14 protein-coding genes are annotated in these 16,537 nt (G+C 55.1%); 5 read left to right on the plus strand and 9 right to left on the minus strand.

The annotated features are described in order from the left end of the window. Window positions 1-24 precede the first annotated feature (24 nt). The 3 genes from R1T45_RS00370 to R1T45_RS00380 all read right to left on the minus strand — a co-directional run bounded on the left by R1T45_RS00370 (window position 25) and on the right by R1T45_RS00380 (window position 2,699). A complete protein-coding gene (locus tag R1T45_RS00370) occupies window positions 25-1,338 on the minus strand; it encodes a hypothetical protein (RefSeq protein WP_317388899.1) in 1,314 nt (437 codons plus the stop codon). After that, the gene (locus R1T45_RS00375) at window positions 1,310-1,885 is read right to left on the minus strand and encodes a hypothetical protein (RefSeq protein WP_317388900.1); all 576 of its coding nucleotides are present in this window, start codon (window positions 1,883-1,885) and stop codon (window positions 1,310-1,312) included. Before R1T45_RS00375 ends, R1T45_RS00370 begins: the two co-directional genes overlap by 29 nt. Window positions 1,886-2,021: 136 nt before the next feature. Continuing rightward, the gene (locus R1T45_RS00380; RefSeq protein ID WP_317388901.1) at window positions 2,022-2,699 is read right to left on the minus strand and encodes a hypothetical protein; all 678 of its coding nucleotides are present in this window, start codon (window positions 2,697-2,699) and stop codon (window positions 2,022-2,024) included. 768 nt (window positions 2,700-3,467) lie between these two features. Here R1T45_RS00380 and R1T45_RS00385 point away from each other — a divergent pair. Then, window positions 3,468-3,779: a hypothetical protein gene (locus R1T45_RS00385; RefSeq protein WP_317388902.1), complete on the plus strand. Its 312-nt coding sequence runs from the start codon at window positions 3,468-3,470 to the stop codon at window positions 3,777-3,779. A 229-nt stretch (window positions 3,780-4,008) separates the two neighbouring features. On the opposite strand, the gene R1T45_RS00390 is transcribed toward R1T45_RS00385, so the two are convergent. The 5 genes from R1T45_RS00390 to R1T45_RS00410 all read right to left on the minus strand — a co-directional run bounded on the left by R1T45_RS00390 (window position 4,009) and on the right by R1T45_RS00410 (window position 10,752). Further along, on the minus strand, window positions 4,009-4,359 hold the full coding sequence (locus R1T45_RS00390; RefSeq protein ID WP_317388903.1) for a type II toxin-antitoxin system RelE/ParE family toxin: 351 nt from the start codon (window positions 4,357-4,359) through the stop codon (window positions 4,009-4,011). Then, entirely contained in the window at window positions 4,349-4,606 is a 258-nt protein-coding gene (locus tag R1T45_RS00395) for a type II toxin-antitoxin system ParD family antitoxin (protein WP_317388904.1), read from the minus strand. Before R1T45_RS00395 ends, R1T45_RS00390 begins: the two co-directional genes overlap by 11 nt. A 1,853-nt stretch (window positions 4,607-6,459) precedes the next feature. Then, entirely contained in the window at window positions 6,460-6,663 is a 204-nt protein-coding gene (locus R1T45_RS00400; RefSeq protein ID WP_317388905.1) for a hypothetical protein, read from the minus strand. 98 nt (window positions 6,664-6,761) lie between these two features. Continuing rightward, window positions 6,762-8,702 (minus strand): hypothetical protein, encoded by a 1,941-nt coding sequence (locus R1T45_RS00405; RefSeq protein ID WP_317388906.1) that lies wholly within the window; start codon window positions 8,700-8,702, stop codon window positions 6,762-6,764. Window positions 8,703-9,936: 1,234 nt separating this feature from the next. After that, window positions 9,937-10,752, minus strand: coding sequence for a MaoC family dehydratase N-terminal domain-containing protein (locus R1T45_RS00410; RefSeq protein WP_317388907.1), 816 nt, complete (start codon window positions 10,750-10,752; stop codon window positions 9,937-9,939). A gap of 98 nt (window positions 10,753-10,850) precedes the next feature. Here R1T45_RS00410 and R1T45_RS00415 point away from each other — a divergent pair, with 98 nt between their 5' ends. The 4 genes from R1T45_RS00415 (at window position 10,851) to R1T45_RS00430 (ending at window position 14,326) form a co-directional block, all read left to right on the plus strand. Further along, window positions 10,851-11,075 (plus strand): acetyl-CoA carboxylase biotin carboxyl carrier protein subunit, encoded by a 225-nt coding sequence (locus R1T45_RS00415; protein ID WP_317388908.1) that lies wholly within the window; start codon window positions 10,851-10,853, stop codon window positions 11,073-11,075. A gap of 2 nt (window positions 11,076-11,077) precedes the next feature. Next, window positions 11,078-12,451 (plus strand): acetyl/propionyl/methylcrotonyl-CoA carboxylase subunit alpha, encoded by a 1,374-nt coding sequence (locus R1T45_RS00420; RefSeq protein ID WP_317388909.1) that lies wholly within the window; start codon window positions 11,078-11,080, stop codon window positions 12,449-12,451. 9 nt (window positions 12,452-12,460) lie between these two features. Continuing rightward, window positions 12,461-13,015 (plus strand): biotin transporter BioY, encoded by a 555-nt coding sequence (locus tag R1T45_RS00425; protein WP_317388910.1) that lies wholly within the window; start codon window positions 12,461-12,463, stop codon window positions 13,013-13,015. A 441-nt stretch (window positions 13,016-13,456) separates the two neighbouring features. Continuing rightward, a complete protein-coding gene (locus R1T45_RS00430; RefSeq protein WP_317388911.1) occupies window positions 13,457-14,326 on the plus strand; it encodes a TrmB family transcriptional regulator in 870 nt (289 codons plus the stop codon). Window positions 14,327-14,360: 34 nt separating this feature from the next. On the opposite strand, the gene R1T45_RS00435 is transcribed toward R1T45_RS00430, so the two are convergent. Then, window positions 14,361-16,532 carry an acetate--CoA ligase family protein gene (locus tag R1T45_RS00435; RefSeq protein ID WP_317388912.1) on the minus strand — a complete coding sequence of 724 codons (2,172 nt, stop codon included), beginning with the start codon at window positions 16,530-16,532 and terminating at the stop codon, window positions 14,361-14,363. Window positions 16,533-16,537 lie beyond the last annotated feature (5 nt).

Genomic DNA, 16,537 nt, shown 5'->3' on the forward strand with positions numbered 1-16,537 from the left:
TGCGCAGGAGGATGTGGCGAGAGGTCATACGCGCCCCTCAATGATCTCAGCTTCTTTTTGGCGGCTACGCTCCGCAATGATTGCTTGGCCGTCTTTGTGCAGCTGCTTTTTGTTAATCCAAGCGTAGTTGGACTCACAGACCGACATGGTGTTTCCAAGCATGTCCGCCGCCACCTTGAGATTTGACCAACTCGTGTCGAGCAGGAGCGTTGCATAGCCATGGCGCCACCTGTGGAAGGACATGTGCAGCCCGACTTCGCCTGAGGCACGTTGGAACCAGGCGTCGAAGGTGCCTTTGCCCAGGGGGCGGCCGGCATTCGCGACGGCAGGGAAGAGATAAATGTTGTCCTCCGCATGTGGGAACAGCGGGCGGATCGTTTCGAGATACCAGTCGAGCACCTCGGGGCCATGCAGATCGGCATTCAGTTCAATTGGGGCCACTTCTCCCCCGGATTTGGTTTCCTCCTTGGGCAGGTAGAACTCGTAGGACGCACTTTTCTGGCCTGGTACGAAGAAGTTCTTGCGGCTGCCGTGGAGGCGCAGGCCCAAGCAGTTGGCCATACGGATAGGGGCCCCGGACCATTCGATGGCTGAGGCTGCGGCGCAGGTGCCGAGGGATCGAGCGCGTTCGATTTCGGTGCGGGTCATTTCGCGGCCCTTTGCATCGGCGATGATCGCCTCGGCGTCGCGTTTCATCAGTCGGTGAAGATTCCGGAAGCGGCGCTCTTTGGTCGGATCAGCGATAAGGTTTTGACACCAGTGCGCGGTCGCGGGACGCATGCCATCCGCCAACTCTTTGCCCTGCTGGTAAAACTCACTGCTCTTGATGATCTCGGCCGTCTCGTCATCGAGCAGCCCGTTGCGGCTCAGGATCACGAGGATGTTGTTGTAATAGGCGTAGGCCGAGGCTTGGCTGAGCGTGCCGGGCAAGTGCTCGACCTCTTCGGTGCGCCGCAGTGACGCGCTGAGGTGATCGACGGCAAACAGCCCCTCGACGTCATTGACAGTAGTCAGGTCTGTGATTGGGCTGGGATAGTCAATCAGCGGGTCCGGGTTGTGGTGGGGCTTGCAGTGCGGCAGGGCGCGAAGGTGGTGGCGCAGCGCGGCCCGGTAGCGGTCGCGCGCTTGCTTCCCGACCCGGACAGCATCCTTGCCAGTGGTGCGATCGCGCGTGGTGCTGGCTTTTTGGGTCATGGCCAAGACCACGTCATCGACGTGGTCAGGCAGAGCATCGAGGTCGCGCAGACTCGGTTGCACCGGCACCGGATCAGCCGGCAATAGGGCACCGAGCTCAGGGAGGAAGCGAAAGCTATTCAGGAATTTTTGCGCAGAGCGCACCACCCCGCGCTCGGTCTTTGCATGCAGGACGTCTTCGATCCGGTCGGTGGCTCCGGGGGCTGCCAGAATCCCAAGGTTCGAGCCCGGCACGCCGACAGATGTCGGCGAAGGTCGCAAGCGGACTGATCGACTGCTTCGGGATCAGGCCACCATTTGCAGCGGTGTGCAGGTTTGCCGCTCCCAGTAGGTCGGACCAGCCGTCCTGGCGGGCGCGAAGCTCCTGCTTCTCGGCTTCGGCGCCGGTGGCCTTCTTGATGGCGTTGCGGCACTTCTCGCGCCAGGGTTTGTAGGCACTGAGCTTCTGAGGGAGGTCCGGGCGCGGGTGGATACCGCCCACCGACTTTGGGAACATCGTGTCGAACTCCGCGATCTTCACCGTCCGGGGCGGTGCCCCAAACAGGTTGCGGCGCAGCGTTTTCAACGGTCCGGCCAGGTGGGCCGGCCCATGTGTGTCGATGTAGTCGATCACGTCCTGCATGGTCTCCATCTGGGGGGGTGCCTGAACTGGCGTGGCGCTCTTAGCCTTGCTGGGGAAGAGGTGCTTCATCTGAGAGTCCTTGTATTGTGAATTTGGGTCAAAATTTTCCGCTTAAACCGCATTCTGCCGCCTAAGCCGCAGAAAAAGCGATACATCCTCATATTTCCCGCTCCCGGAAGAACACGGATGTATCGCTTTTTTCCGGCTATCCCGCAGTGATCCGCTTGGACCGCACCGCACCGCCAAAAATCGCCTTTTTGCGTTCGGCTGGCGGCTTTTGAGGCTGAGGTTTGGCTATCGCCTTTGCCTTGGGTGCTGGTGCCGTTCGATCCTGATCCTGTTCCGGCTCGGGCAGAGGCTTTGGGGCGACATGCACGGCAGCCGGCAGGTCGAGCAAAAGTTCTTCGTCGCGCCAGAGCACCACGTCGAGCGGCCGGTAAAGCTGCATGCGAGGGCCGAAGTCGAACGCCGGGTAGGGGATGGTCCGATCGCCTCGGTCGACCTGTTTGCGCAGTGTGTCGGGGTGTTCTTTGAGCAGTATCGCCATGCCGGGGAACTTGACCAGCGGCGCGCGCAGCGCGGCTTCGAGATCCTCGATGCCCCCAATGATCGCGGATTTCGGGTGGCGGGATTTGAGCTTGTCGAGATGTCCTGCGAGCTGGCTACCTTCGATACCGTGGATCTGCTGCCAGATGCGGCGCCAGGGATATGTGCTCCCCTCGGGTGCGAGGCCCTGGGCTTTGGCGATCCGGGTGGCTGTGTTGCGATCCACGCCAAGATGGAAGCCCAAGAGCGTCGCGGTGAGGGGGGCGCCGCTGTGAAGACGGCCATCAAGCTTGCGCGCTCCTTGGGCTTGTGGACGGGTTTGGCCCCGGTCTGTCATGATGTCTCCTGTCAGTGTTGAACAGGAAGTGAGTCCGTTGGGTGCGGTAGAGAAGGAATTTGGTTGGATAGCCGGAATTTTTCAGCATCGCCGGCTGAATCGAAGGTTACGCTATACGGGCGTGGCGTAACCTTCGCCCACAATTGTAAGGTTGCCTGGCTCGCATCGGATCGTCAGCGATATCCCAATATAGATCAGGTTGAGGCCCCTTTTAGACACCTTGCCGGCCATCAGGTCCGCGATTCCGGGAGTATTGCCCGCCAGCGATATGAAACGCTCGCATAGACCTTCATCAGCGAGGTCATCGGCAGTGGCGGTGATGCGAACGGCGGTAGCGCATTTCTGTTCCAGCATACGCTTGGGGAACTACAGACGGCTGGTTTTCATGGCGAACTGAACCACTCCACTGGACACCCCAATTCCGACCTTGAGTGGATCACGGCATATCATGCCGCCGACTTCGCGCGCAGCGCCCTCAACTCAACTATCACCAGCAACGCCTTTATCGTGACAGTCTGCCCAGGAGCTCCGCAACATATTGGACACGGGCCTTGATCTCGGGGTCGGCCAGAGGGGCCAGCCAGAATGTTTGCCTTAGGTCAATATTTGCTGTGCTGATGCTGTTCCGGACTTCTTCAACAGCCCATCCCTCGGCAATAATGATAGTTTATAAACGATTACTCCCAAGAAAGCCCGAACTGGATTTCCGCGGTCGCGTCCGCGAACCCATATGGCTTGAAGTAACGAAAAACCAAGGAAATGATGAAGATGAATAGAGCTGACAATGCCCGTACCACTCTGCGTCCGGTTGACGCCCCTACGTTCAGATTGGCCATAATTGCTCCGCTAATCTCAAACGAGCACAACGAGCATGCCGCTAAACTGGAAGCTGCCGTGTGCGAGTTTGTGCGCCGTAGCGGAGTCGTGGACATGAAAATGCTATACCACTTGAGTAAACTATGCGAGGAAGCAGAAAAACTACTGTTTGAGGATGACCCTCGAGCTGCTGAGCTTGCGTATTCGGCGCAAGGTTACGTCCGCAGCCTGATGGCCGCGATCAACATGGCTCAGGTAGTGTAGACGGTGGAATGAACCCGCTCGAAGTCATCATCTTGATCGCTCCTATCGTCCTGGGCAAAACTGACATTATTTATTCTCATCCACCTGGGCCGCGTCAGCAGGCGGGGTCGGCCACGTGATCCCGAGGGTTTACTCAGCATTATCGAAAATGCGCCCTCGTACCGGCGCAGGTAATCCTAAGATCAGCGCTGGTTTTCGCCAAACGGGTCGGACATTGTTCCGATTATAGTCAAGCTTCGCTGAGTAGGCGGGCTAATATACGTGCTTCGTGGTCCTGGCCTCCGAAGAAGATCGCAAGAATGCGTACTCGGTGTTGGTGATCATCCACATCGAAATAGAGGACGGCGCGACCCTTCGTGACGTTACGAATGCGCTTGCCCAGATGTGGACGGCGAGTCCCCTGATAAGGGGACTCGCCCAGGCTGCGCATGGCGCTTTCTATCTCGGCCAGTCTTTGCTCCGCGAGGTTGAAAGCACGTTGGCCATCTTCCCCGAACTCTTGCACTGACTTGATGAGAAAATCGAAGATTAGGTCAAGATCGTGATCGACGCCGTCGCTACGAACGACTTCAAAGACCATGTTCGGCCTTCTTCCGCGCAATCATGTCTTGGGTCCGGCGCTCACCTTCATCAAGTGACACAAAGGTGCCAGCCTGACGCTTGGCCAGAAGCTCACGTAGTGCATCAGTCGCTTGTGATTGTTCTCTCAGGAGTTCCAGCCCCTGCTGCACGACTGCGCTCAGAGTGGCATAGCGCCCCTGGGCCACGAGGTCGCGCGCGTAAGCCTCTTGAGCCTCGCTGATGGATACGGATGCTTTCACGCTCATTTGGGTCACCTCAGCCTTATGCTACTAAGTAGTATAAGGCCAGTAATCGGTTGTCGATAGTTTTGAGTAAACTGCTCGCGCAAAGAAGTGTTGACTGAGGTGTGCAACGCCTCCGGATACGGACGCGATGATCACTCCCCATGGAACGCGCGACACCAGTTATGAAGAAGCAGGCTGAGGTCAGTTCCTACACCACTTCGCGGGGCAGGACCGGTGTTTGAAACAGGTGTTCCCATAGGAACATCCATTTCAAACCGCAAAAACTATGCAGCTTGCTTTCGTGCTGGCAAGTAACCCCATAATTTATCAGGAAAATACAACGAGGAAGATGTGCGCTGCAGCGTTTGTCAGAAGGTTACGATCTACGGTGGTCGTGTAACCTTCGATACTATTCGGTGGTGTTTCAAAGTAGCGTTCCCGCGGGAACGCTACTTTGAGGATCGCGGCGAGATAGCGGCAGGTCCAATGCGCAGAAGCGTCGATCGCCACTTTTTCTGGCTGGGATCACGCTATCGTCATGGTTCATAGGTTGGGGCTCCTGGAAAAGCAGCACGTCATAACATGCGCGCTCAGGGACATGCCGAACTGCGGTAAAGTAGCGTTCCCGCGGGAACGCTACTTTGAAACTGAAAGAAACCTACGTATCCGTCTATTGGCTGGCTGGATCATAAACCCTCTTTCAGCGACATAGACTGTCTGCAAGTGCGGCACAGGCTGGCCGCAAGTGTCGCGGTTTCCCCGGAGAAAATCGACATCCATGCAATAGGCCCGAAGGATGGAGACCACATGAAACCCAAGGTGCCAGCCTTTCATCCAAAGAACGCGCAACAGAGAAAGCTGCCGCACCCGCGATGAAGAACTCCTTCGATCAGGTGAAGTTTCACACGCTGATATGGCGCGTGCTAATAGCGGTTCCGAACTGGTGCGGTACCTTCATTTTAAACCGCAAAAACTATGCAACTTGCTTTCGTACTGGCAAGTAACGTCACCATTTGTCAGAAGGTTACGATCTACGGTGATCGTGTAACCTTCGATACTATTCGGTGGTGTTTCAAAGTGGCGTTCCCGCGGGAACGCTACTTTGAGGATCGCGGCGAGATAGCGGCAGGTCCAGTGCGCAGAAGCGTTGATCGCCACTTTTCCTGGCTGGAAGCACGCTATCGTCATGGTTCATAGGTTGGGGCTCCTGGAAAAGCAGCACGTCATATCATGCGCGCTCAGGGACATGCCGAACTGCGGTAAAGTAGCGTTCCCGCGGGAACGCCACTTTGAAACCGAAAGAAACCTACGTATCCGTCTACTGGCTGGCTGGATCCTAAACCCTCTTTCAGCGGCATAGGCTTGATAATTTACCAGGATGAGCACCATTACCGACGAACTTTTCTCACTCGGCGTCACCTACATAGAAGTGCGGTGCTGGGCATGCGGCAATACTGTGAGGCGCAAACCTGACGAAGTGCCACCAGGGATCACGCAACACCAGTTCGAGCGTAGGTCTGTCTGCAAGTGCGGCACAGGCTGGCCACAGGTGTCCCGGTTTCCCAGTAAGAAACCGACATCGATGTGATAAGCTTCACGCGAGGGAGGCAACATGAAACCCAAGGCGTCCAGATTTTCGTTCAAAGACCGCGCAGCTGAGAAAGCCGCCGCGCGTGCGCGCGATGAAGAACTACTTCGCTCTGGTCAGGTTTCACACGCAGATATGGCACGCGCTAACGGCGGTTTCGTCCGAGGGGCGCGTTACAAAGGCCCATCAAAGCGCATGCAGGCACTCGCTGCGCCCCAGCCGTCAGAGAGCGACAGCGCCTGACTACCGACAAGTGGATTTTAAATTCACTATTAAACACCTCTATTTACGGCTCTGGCTTCGAGGTCTTTTTGGCTTCGGGAAGGTCTTTGGCATAGACAAGGCTCCCGTCCTCATCGAGGCCAACCCCAAGCCCGAGACGTTGCCGTCTTTTCCAGAACGCCTCTTCCTCCGGGCTGGCCTCATCCATCTTCTTGGAGAACCATTCTATCCACTGTGGGTCTGATTCATCCGGCGTTGTGTTTGTCATCGCAGCGCTCTCCCTCCGCTTGGCCCACTCTAACACAGCTTTGGTTTTGAGTTTAGTGGGGCGGAGAAATCGGCTTTATATCTCTTTAATCCAATTGGTTAGAGCGCTTCCTTGTGGATCAAGAGGTCTTCCTGCAACCGCGCCGCTTTGCGGCGTGTTCGTTGATCGAGATCGAGTGCCCCCGCTGCTAACAACAGTTCCCCGAGTGTGTTGATCTCGGCGTTCGCTCCGACTCTGGTCGCCTCCTTCCAAACTTTACGGACAGTAGCACGAGCCTCGCGGCACGTACTTGGCCGACGTTTATGCGTGGCCGTGACAGCATCCGTTTGGCGTATGATCTGCACAGGTGGTTCATTTTTTCTACCCCGGGCGAGATCAGGCAGCGGACCGATAGGCTCTGCGTATAGCATTGTGGCCAAGTCAGGGATGCTCAACAGGCTATCGAGTTTGTGCAACTGCATGCTAAATTTTGTTCGTTTATGTAGAACCATCTTAGTCGCGGCATCGATGCCCCAATCCAAGCTAAGGTCGTTAGGCGCCTTACCGTCATCAATGGCTGGGCCGGAGATGTCGGCGAGCCCCATGGTTCTGATGCCTTGGGCTTTCATGGCAGCGCGCAGAGCACTCCACGCGACCTCAGCAGGGTCAGAGACGGGAATGGGGCGGCATACCAATGCTGACATGAAGAATACCTCCCTCAGAGCGTCGGTGACCTGAGCTTGCTGTGCTGGTTCCAGGCCCTGCGCGGAAACCCACTCAGAGGTGAGGTCGAGGGGCCGCATCAGAGCGCGTTCGGCTGTTCTGCGAATAGGATCCAGGGCTGCCTTCGCTTCCTTCGAAAGTTCAGTCCAAACGCGCGTCACAACTCGGTACGGGTCGACCCCTGCATCGGAGCAGCTTACCATCAGCTTTCGCGACTTACCCTCATACGTTGCCCAAGTTCTACGCTTTACCCCCGATGGAATATCACCCCACAATTCGCGCCAAGTAGCCAGATGAAGAAGATCGTCCGGCGTTGCGTCGACCATGTCGCGTTCGCACATGAGCCGCCATAGAGCTTGGAGCGGCAAGCGCTCTTTGCGACTATCGATCATATCCTTGAGCCATGCAGGCAGGTGCTCGGGTACAGGCAGCGTCACATGTGGCAACAGCACCCTTCGGACGCGGCTGACATACTGGTGCCAAGTTGTGTCAGAAACGCCGGTGATCGATTCCGGAAGCTGTGTGATCAATCTCCAGGTATTCTTGATGAGCAGATCGTCAGCTACAGGATCCTTAGGCATACCGAAGGAACCCGAAACACATATGGCCTGCCACACTTGTTGCAAACCGCTTTTAGGCCCTTGAATTGCCGCAGCTTGGTAGCGGGCCAGCGTCGGTGGGAGGGAATAGATTCGCCGTCCCTGCCGGTCATAGTCCGGCGGCGGTCCGATTGGATCAGGAGGCAACAGGCCGCTTTTCGCAACCTCAGGAAGGTCGAACAATTCATTAAAAACCGTCACACCCCGGCGCAGACGCTGGCGCACAGAGGATGAGAGCTTAGCCTTTGGTTGCTTTTTCCGCTCACGCTCGGCGCGACGTTGCAGCTGATCATCGGACAGAACTCCACGCTCTGCGTCGAGAGACCAAACCCAGTTAGTCCGAATGTCTGCCGGGTTCATTCCAGCCGCTTTCGCGGGTTCCGAAAGGCCGGGCAGACCCCGTTCAATCTCCTCCCGACCTGAGCGCCGGATTAGCGTGCGTAGATGCTCCCACGGATCTTCGATCTCACCGGACGGCCAAAAGAGAAGAGAGACTTGGGCGCGCGCAGTCCGATAGACATGCCGGTTTGGGATCAAGGATTGTTGATCCGTCGACAGTGCGTCAAAGCTCGCCGGAAATTGGATATGAAAGGTTGATGTCTGTACCTTGTCAGGGCCGCCAGCAGCCCTTCCGAGCATCAAGAGGGCGCCGCGCACTTGCGGCCAGTTATTTACTAAGGGTTCGCCGGCGTTCGCAGCGGCGTTCCCAAGAGCGATGATATCTTTAAGCGTTTCCATGACCAATAGTTTGGTCTGGTCCCCCATACTGAGAAATAAGGTTTGATTACCTGCTATTCCCCTCGCGCAAAGCGCCTCCTTTAAAGCGAACAATATCGCCCCACATGTTTGATATGCAGGCGGGTGTTTAGCCCGCAGAGGCGCTATTACCGGGTGATGGCGGCCAAAACGGGTCCAAATTAACGGCTTGGGAAAGTCATCCGAAAAATTATTTTTGTAGCATTAGCGGCTCACCGTAGAGGCTGGGAATCCGACCTCTTGAGCGGCATCCGAGAGCTCCTTAGGCTGCTCCGTGTCAAAACCGACAGCGTTCCAAAACTCTCCCCACGGCTGCCTGTTGCGCTTTGAGAGCCGCGCGATGGCGGAAAATCTTGCGCCGGGTATCTTTATGATGTCCGCGCATCCCAAGAGCAGAGATCAGCAAGCATGCTTCCTCTGCTTTGCCGATTCACGAAAGGTAATACCCATCTTATTGGGTGGGTACCGTTTTCGCTGTAATTCTCAGCACGGCGCATCCAGTTAGAAACGCCCCCCGACCAGCAAGGGCGAAGAGTAGCTTGATTTACGCCAGGCTCTGTTCAACGGATGGGGAGTAACTCAGAGACTACTTAAAGTTCCGGAAGATATAGGCAGAAAGGTCTTTTCGAGCCAACCCTATCTTAGCCAAGTCGGTGTCGGAGAGGGCGTTTAAGTGCTGAAATTCTCGGATTGTCACACCCATCTCGAAGACCCCTTCGAAGAAGCTCCGCAAACTGCGAAAAGCTGATCTGATGGGGAAATCAGTCACCGTGATGTTCTTAAGATATACCATTGTAGTCTCCACCGATGATTATGTCCTCCCGATGATCGACTTAAGGCTGTAATAGGACGATTGCCACAGTAGTTCACTGCATGGCCGCTATGCTCTGGACAGAACCCCTAATCTTACCTCGAAATACCGAACGTCCCAGACACACCTTCGGGGCAGCAACGACGTCAAGCGAGAGAAAACCGATCAAGGTAGCGGCGGTAGTTCATCGTCACCTTCCAAGTGACGAGAATAGCTTTCACCGGTCACCTGCAGCCATACTGAAGGCACAGGTTGAGTCTACTTCCACTTAGACCGGTCTTGTTCGAGGCATCCGACGGCTGTTCAATAGGCAATCCCCAGACGGAAACATAAAGCGCCCCCCACCTCGCCTAAGTGGAGGGCGTTGGGCACCTCATGGGTTCCTTTGTAGCCAGCCAGATGGCTCTACAGAATAATCTTCGCAGACATTCTCAGTTGATTCGCTGAATCTCGCGCCCAGAGTTCCGTATGTTCCTCCCCCAATTTTCCCTCGGCCCAAAATGTCTCATTGGCGAACACTGGCTTGATAGCCCGAAAAGAAAAGCGCCGAGGCGTAGTGCCGGGATTTGCATTCTGGAACGCTTCTGCCAGCATAGTGGCGATAAACTGGCCCTGAACTATAACACCCGGGTAGCCCTCTTCTTCTGTGACGTATGGATGATCGTAGTGGATTTGATGTGCATTGAAGGTCACTGCAGAGTAGCGAAACAGACGCGTTGTAGGAGTGCTAACCGGCTCTGACCAACTGGCGGTTTCTGGTGCGGGTTTTGATCGCGGTGTCTCATCCTTAGCGGGGGGATCACGATAAACTACTGTTTGGGTTTCACTCAGGCACAGTCTGCTATCAACAGAGTAATCGTTAACGATTTCCAGAAAAATCAGCTTACCAGAGGCACCTTCTTTCTCTTCAATCTTTGTGATCTCGGCTCGTTTCGTCACGTCGTCGCCAAACCGGATGGGGGTCTTGAAGTGAATGTCGCTCGATGCCCACATCCGACGTGGCTGAAGAATTGGAGGGATGAAATCCCCACGCTGTGGATGACCGTCAAAACCGATCCGGGATTGTGGAACCATTGGAGTAAAGTAAGTCCAATGCGCCAGAAGTGGGATAGGATCTCCCAGCACGGCGGTGAACGGCTTGTCCAAGACCGCCGCAAGCCCTCGCCCTGGCCATAGCTCCGCCTTCTGCGTCTCAGTAACGGACTTTCCGAGCCAATTCATTATGTTATCCGACACACTCTTTCCTCCTAATAATTAGTAGTTGCCGAGACTACTACTATCACATAAGTTGGGGCAATAGAGAAATGCGGAGGAACCTGATGGCGATTGTCGATGTGGTAGCGGACATCACTGGAAATGTCTGGAAAGTAGTGAAGAAGGCGGGAGATATCGTCGAAGAAGACGAACCGCTCATGATCCTTGAGTCCATGAAGATGGAAATCCCGGTTCAAGCCCCGGACCAAGGAAAGGTCGTAGAGATCTTGGTTGAGCCAGAGACTGTGGTGACCCAAGGCCAAGTCTTGGCGCGCATTGAAGTGGATTGATCATGGCAAGGAAGGTTCTTATCGCAAATCGCGGCGAGATTGCTCGCCGCGTCATTCGCGCTTGCCGCAAGCTCAACTTGCGTTCTGTCGCTGTGTACTCAGAAGCTGATGCAGGAATGCCCTTCGTGGAGGAGGCTGATGAAGCGGTCTTGATCGGCCCTGCCTCGCCGAGAGAAAGTTACCTTCAGGCGGCAAAAATCATTGAGGTTCTTAAGGATACCGGCGCCGATTCTGTGCATCCTGGATATGGTTTCTTTTCGGAGAGTGCAGAATTTGCCGAACATGTTCGCGCTGCAGGTGCTATCTGGATTGGTCCTGCCCCCGAGACAATCCGAGCGATGGGGGACAAGCAGCGTGCGCGAGGCATCGCCATGGCAGCCGGTGTACCCGTAGTTCCTGGCAGCGAACGCTTTCCGGAAGGCGATCTGGACGGTATTGAAGCGGCCGCCGAAGAAGTTGGGTTTCCGCTACTGGTTAAGGCAGCCGCCGGGGGCGGCGGTATTGGAATGAAGCTGGTCGCAGATGCTGGTGATTTAGTAAGCACAGTTGAAGCTACGCAATCTATGGCAGGAAAGGCCTTTGGCGACGGAGCGGTCTTTATGGAGCGCTTCATACCACGCGCTCGCCATGTAGAGATGCAGGTCTTTGGCTTCGGCAACGGCAACGGCGTACACTTCTACGAACGCGACTGCTCGCTGCAGCGGCGCTACCAGAAAATGATTGAAGAAAGCCCGGCGCCGGGGCTGAGTGACGAAACCCGCACGTCTATGCAAGCGGCAGCGATCGCGCTGGTGCGGCATACAGATTATGCTGGAGCAGGCACTGTAGAGTTTCTCGTCGATGCTACCACGCAGGAGTTTTACTTTCTCGAGATGAACACCAGAATACAGGTGGAGCATCCGGTAACTGAGATGGTCACTGGGGTCGACCTGGTAGCGATGCAGATCGATTTGGCTTACGGGAGACCCCTCGAAATTCATCAAGACACGATCTCCACTGAGGGCGCGTCCATTGAATGTCGATTGTATGCGGAGAACCCAAAGAAACGATTTTTCCCATCTCCTGGACCATTAAGGCGGTTACGTTTTCCCGAAGAGACTGAGAACCTGCGCATCGAGGCTGCTTATCGAGAAGGTAATGATGTCACTCAGTATTATGATCCAATGATCGCTAAGGTTGTGGTGAGAGGTGTCGACCGTAGGGAAGCAATTGACCGGGCTATAGCCGCACTGTCGCACACTGTTGTGGAAGGAACGACAACCAACCGCGACTTTTTGATCGCATGTCTGCGCAACCATGATTTCGTTGCGGGTGACGTGCATACCGCCTTTATCGAGCACAATCTCGATCACCTTTTGTCGGCGACTGAAACATAGGAGCGAACGATGACTACAACCCCTATTACTATTTGGGCAGGTTTTTCAGATCTAAGCCGCAACATTGCATTGGTAGTAGCTGGCACGATCTTGCTCGCAATATCTGCTCAGATCACTGTCCCGATGTGGCCGGTTCCGATGACGCTTCAGACACTTGCCGTACTCTTCATCGGAATCAGCTACGGCGGCCGATTAGCGACTACGACGCTTCTGCTTTACCTTGCGCAAGGTGCATTCGGGATGCCAGTTTTCGCGGCTGGCGGGGGCATGCCGCACTTGCTGGGTCCTACTGGTGGCTACCTCCTTGGCTTCTTATTCGCGGCGAGCCTACTGGGCTGGGCTTCAGATCGAGGTATGACCCGTTCCGCCCCAATGCTAAGCTTATACCTTCTTCTTTCAACCTTAGCGATCTATGTTCCCGGATCACTGTGGCTGTCCAGCTTCGTCGGCTTTAAGAGCGCCCTATTCGCAGGCATTTTGCCATTCCTGTTAGGGGACTTGGTGAAGGCTACAATCGTAGGCATGGTAGTATACTTCGGCAAAAAGATATCGCGCGGAGTGTGACATGTCTTCGCTCGCCACCCGTCGCGGCCTCTGGTAGGCCGTGACATTATTCGGGCAAGAGCAGTCTCACCGCCGGGACGCAGGGCGTTAAAAAAATGCACTTTGTCCTGGGCGCAGAAGGCCACATCCATTTAACGGTCATCGGGTTATCTTGCGATAAGTAAGATGAGAAGGCCTGAATATATTGTCACTTTTGTTGACGGGCGGCTACTAAGTCACTATCGGCACGCATCGATTGGATTAGCGACGCGCTTCCAAGTCATTAAATACGATATCTTAGGCGATAGCGCAGTTGCCGGTCAAATAATAGTCTCGCATCCAATAATTGCGCACTGCGAGGCGAGCGGCTCTTCATCAGTCGCACCAGATCGCTGTTCGCCATCTTCGGCGGAACGGGTACGATCATAGAGCAATTGTTAGAGACCAAGGAGTGGATACTAAATGCCCATACGACCTTCCGATGCTATGAGACATTCGATCCCTGAGTTGAAATCACTTGGCTTCTCTGAATATGAGGCACGGATCTATGTCAGTTTAATTGGAGCTGCGCCCTCCACCGCCTACGAGCTTGCCAAGACTTCAGGCGTACCGCGGCCGAACTCCTATTCCGCGCTGGCGTCCCTGGTCGATCGCGGTGCGGCGATGCCCGTCAGCGACAATCCAGCACGCTACGTTGCACGGGATCCACGGGAGCTTTTATCGACTATTGCCACTCGCACAAAAACGACCTGCGAAGAACTTGCTGAACACCTAACCCAAGTTAGCGCTCCTAAAGTCGATGACTATGTCTGGAACCTCGAAGGGGGGCCGGAGATAGACGCAAAACTGTCCAGTATGATTGATAATGCCCGCGAGGTGATTTGGATCAAAGCGGGCCCTGAAGTAATTCGACCCCATAAAGACGCACTCGCAACGGCGACAACAGAACGCAACGTTAACTTACGGATCATTCTGTTTGGCGATGATGCCAATGAGTTTTTGTTAAATGAAAAATGCGAGGTCTATGTTCACGAAGGCAGCGGAGTTCGAATGGGGACGGCGGACAACCTATTTACAATCACCGTGGATCACGACGAAATGCTGACTGCCAACGAAAGCGACGGTATCCGAGCAGCCTACACTCAGAACCAAGCAGTAGTTAAGATGGCACTCTCTCTTATTCGCCATGATTACTATATGTCGGAAATCTTTATGCAATTTAAAGATCAGATCGACGAAGCGTTCGGTCCACACCTGTTGAAGCTGCGTGGTCGCAGCTATACGCCCGAGCAGTTCGAATCCTTTAAGCACAGGACAGGCACCAATGTATAAAGGGCGCCAATTTTCGACGCCCAATATACATCGTTCATAGCTTTTCTGCCATCCGTCGTTCCAGATGCGCCACATTTGCCAAGGCAGCAGCCATCTCCGGTATCTCGTCGTATATTGGGACACCTATTTCGCGAGCGCGCTCCTTATAAGCACGTTTAGCGTCTTCCAGCTCAGCCGAGCCGTCGCTGCGCAAGGCGAGAGAAAAATGAGCCTTCCCGGGGTGCTTGCTTTGCAAATCCTCCACAACCGAGAACAGGTTGTTTACTGGATCTACGTCGCCGCGACCGACAAAAGCGGCAAGGTTCAAGTGCATAGCAACTGCTTGCGGTTTGGCGTACTCATATATGATATCCAGAATTTCTCCTGCAACCCAGCCGTCCTTCTCTTGCAGAGTACGCACCGGCGTATCGACTGGATTGACGACAGAAGTTCCGGGGGGGAAGCCCAAGGCGTCGAGATGTTTACGTGTCTGCGTGTCGAAGGGGGACACATCGAGGTCGACCTCAGCGAAGGCGTCTGAACCCAAAACACTCGATCCGCCCCCGTTTCCGAACAGAGCAACGGTTTGGGTGGGTTTCGAAGGATTTAGAGTGAAACTTTGGAGTGCCAGAAGGGTGTCGAGGAAAGCATTCACGTGTGGTACCATTACAGCCGCTGTTTGTTGAGTCAGAGCGTGCCATGCGCGATCATCTCCCGCCAGCGCACCAGTATGCGAAGCGGCCGCCAAACGACCCTGTGAAGAGCGTCCGCCTTTCAAAATCACGACCGGCTTTGTGGCTTTCGCTGAGCGAAGTAGCTCGAAGAATTCCCGGCCGTCTTTAATATCTTCAATGTAAAGCCCCACGGCTCGAGTTTGAGGATCGTCGAAGTAGAACTCCAGCAAATCGGTAGGTGTTAGGTCACAACTATTGCCCATAGTTACGAGGCCGGAAAAGCGAAGGCCGCGCCATTGGCCCCGTTTGATAATATCAGTTGACAACCCGCCCGATTGAGACACCACACCGATTGTGCCGACATCCTTCGGTGCACCAACAGGGAAAGTCAGCCCGCCTCGCGGTGAATAAGTGCCTAAACAGTTGGGACCCAGTACGCGGACGCCACCAGCGTGAGCCTTTTCAACCAAGTCATTCTCAAGATCTTGCCCTCCTTCAATTTCAGCGAATCCCGAAGATATGACCTGCGCAATCCTACAATTTCCACGGGCTGCGGCCAACGCACCCGGAATCCGGTCTGCTCCTATTGCAACATACGCATAATCGATGGGCGTGGGCGTGGATGCCAGATCGGGATATGCTTGTAGCCCTTCCACCTCGTTCGCCTTCGGGTGGATCGGATATATTTCTCCCTTATATCCATAATCCTTCATTCGCCGAATGAAAGTATTCGCGATGGCAGTATGATTTGTCGAGGCACCTAAAACGGCCACCGACTTCGGCTGAAACAGCGGTGTCAGACGTTTCGTTTGACTTAGTTCTGGGTCAGGAATCGGTCGAGCTCTAACCACTGTATCGGCGCCAAGGATGAAGCGTGCATCTACTGCGATTGCTGCGTCCTGCGTAACCAGAACCGGATTCAGATCAAGTTCAGCGATGGTGTCGGCGCCTGACATCAGAAGCCCGTCAACACCGCCAACCTTCAGCATCAACTCGACCAGCGCGTCGATATTCACTCCTGACTGTCCGCGCACTCCGGACAAAATCTTGTAGCCTTTTAGGCCTTCAACCATGTGGCGCGCGTCTGTCTTCGAAATCGGACAGAGGCCAAACGCCACGTCCTGCAAAACTTCAACAAAAATCCCCCCAAGTCCTACCATAAGCATTTGGCCAAACTGTGGATCACGCAGGCCGCCGATAACCACCTCCAAACCCTGAGGCACCATCTCTTCGACCAGCCATCCGTCGCAGCGGGCTTTAGCAATCATTGGTGCGCTCGACATAGCGCGGATGGCCGCCTCGATTGCAGCGGCATCAGGGAGGTCTAAGGTCACGCCACCCGCATCGGATTTGTGCAGGATGTCGGGCGACATCACTTTCGCAACAAAAGGGCCGGTCATACCTGCGATGGCGCCGGTTACTTCCTCCGGCGTTCCCACCACCACCGACCCAGGCACGCGAATGCCATGCGCTGCCAGAAGGGCCTTACCTTCGCTTTCGTTCAGTGCAGCCCGGCCGGCGGCAACCGCATCATTCAGAACCTGATCTTTCATCTTTT

The sequence above is a fragment of the Sulfitobacter sp. LC.270.F.C4 genome, assembly GCF_032922545.1.
Classification (GTDB): Bacteria; Pseudomonadota; Alphaproteobacteria; order Rhodobacterales; family Rhodobacteraceae; genus Sulfitobacter; species Sulfitobacter profundi.

Excerpts from the sequence above, each read along its gene's own strand:
- R1T45_RS00375 (WP_317388900.1), bottom strand. The coding sequence starts at position 1,885 with ATGAAGCACCTCTTCCCCAGCAAGGCTAAGAGCGCCACGCCAGTTCAG.
- R1T45_RS00380 (WP_317388901.1), bottom strand. The coding sequence starts at position 2,699 with ATGACAGACCGGGGCCAAACCCGTCCACAAGCCCAAGGAGCGCGCAAG.
- R1T45_RS00385 (WP_317388902.1), top strand. The coding sequence starts at position 3,468 with ATGAATAGAGCTGACAATGCCCGTACCACTCTGCGTCCGGTTGACGCC.
- R1T45_RS00390 (WP_317388903.1), bottom strand. The coding sequence starts at position 4,359 with ATGGTCTTTGAAGTCGTTCGTAGCGACGGCGTCGATCACGATCTTGAC.
- R1T45_RS00395 (WP_317388904.1), bottom strand. The coding sequence starts at position 4,606 with ATGAGCGTGAAAGCATCCGTATCCATCAGCGAGGCTCAAGAGGCTTAC.
- R1T45_RS00400 (WP_317388905.1), bottom strand. The coding sequence starts at position 6,663 with ATGACAAACACAACGCCGGATGAATCAGACCCACAGTGGATAGAATGG.
- R1T45_RS00405 (WP_317388906.1), bottom strand. The coding sequence starts at position 8,702 with ATGGAAACGCTTAAAGATATCATCGCTCTTGGGAACGCCGCTGCGAAC.
- R1T45_RS00410 (WP_317388907.1), bottom strand. The coding sequence starts at position 10,752 with ATGAATTGGCTCGGAAAGTCCGTTACTGAGACGCAGAAGGCGGAGCTA.
- R1T45_RS00415 (WP_317388908.1), top strand. The coding sequence starts at position 10,851 with ATGGCGATTGTCGATGTGGTAGCGGACATCACTGGAAATGTCTGGAAA.
- R1T45_RS00420 (WP_317388909.1), top strand. The coding sequence starts at position 11,078 with ATGGCAAGGAAGGTTCTTATCGCAAATCGCGGCGAGATTGCTCGCCGC.
- R1T45_RS00425 (WP_317388910.1), top strand. The coding sequence starts at position 12,461 with ATGACTACAACCCCTATTACTATTTGGGCAGGTTTTTCAGATCTAAGC.
- R1T45_RS00430 (WP_317388911.1), top strand. The coding sequence starts at position 13,457 with ATGCCCATACGACCTTCCGATGCTATGAGACATTCGATCCCTGAGTTG.
- R1T45_RS00435 (WP_317388912.1), bottom strand. The coding sequence starts at position 16,532 with ATGAAAGATCAGGTTCTGAATGATGCGGTTGCCGCCGGCCGGGCTGCA.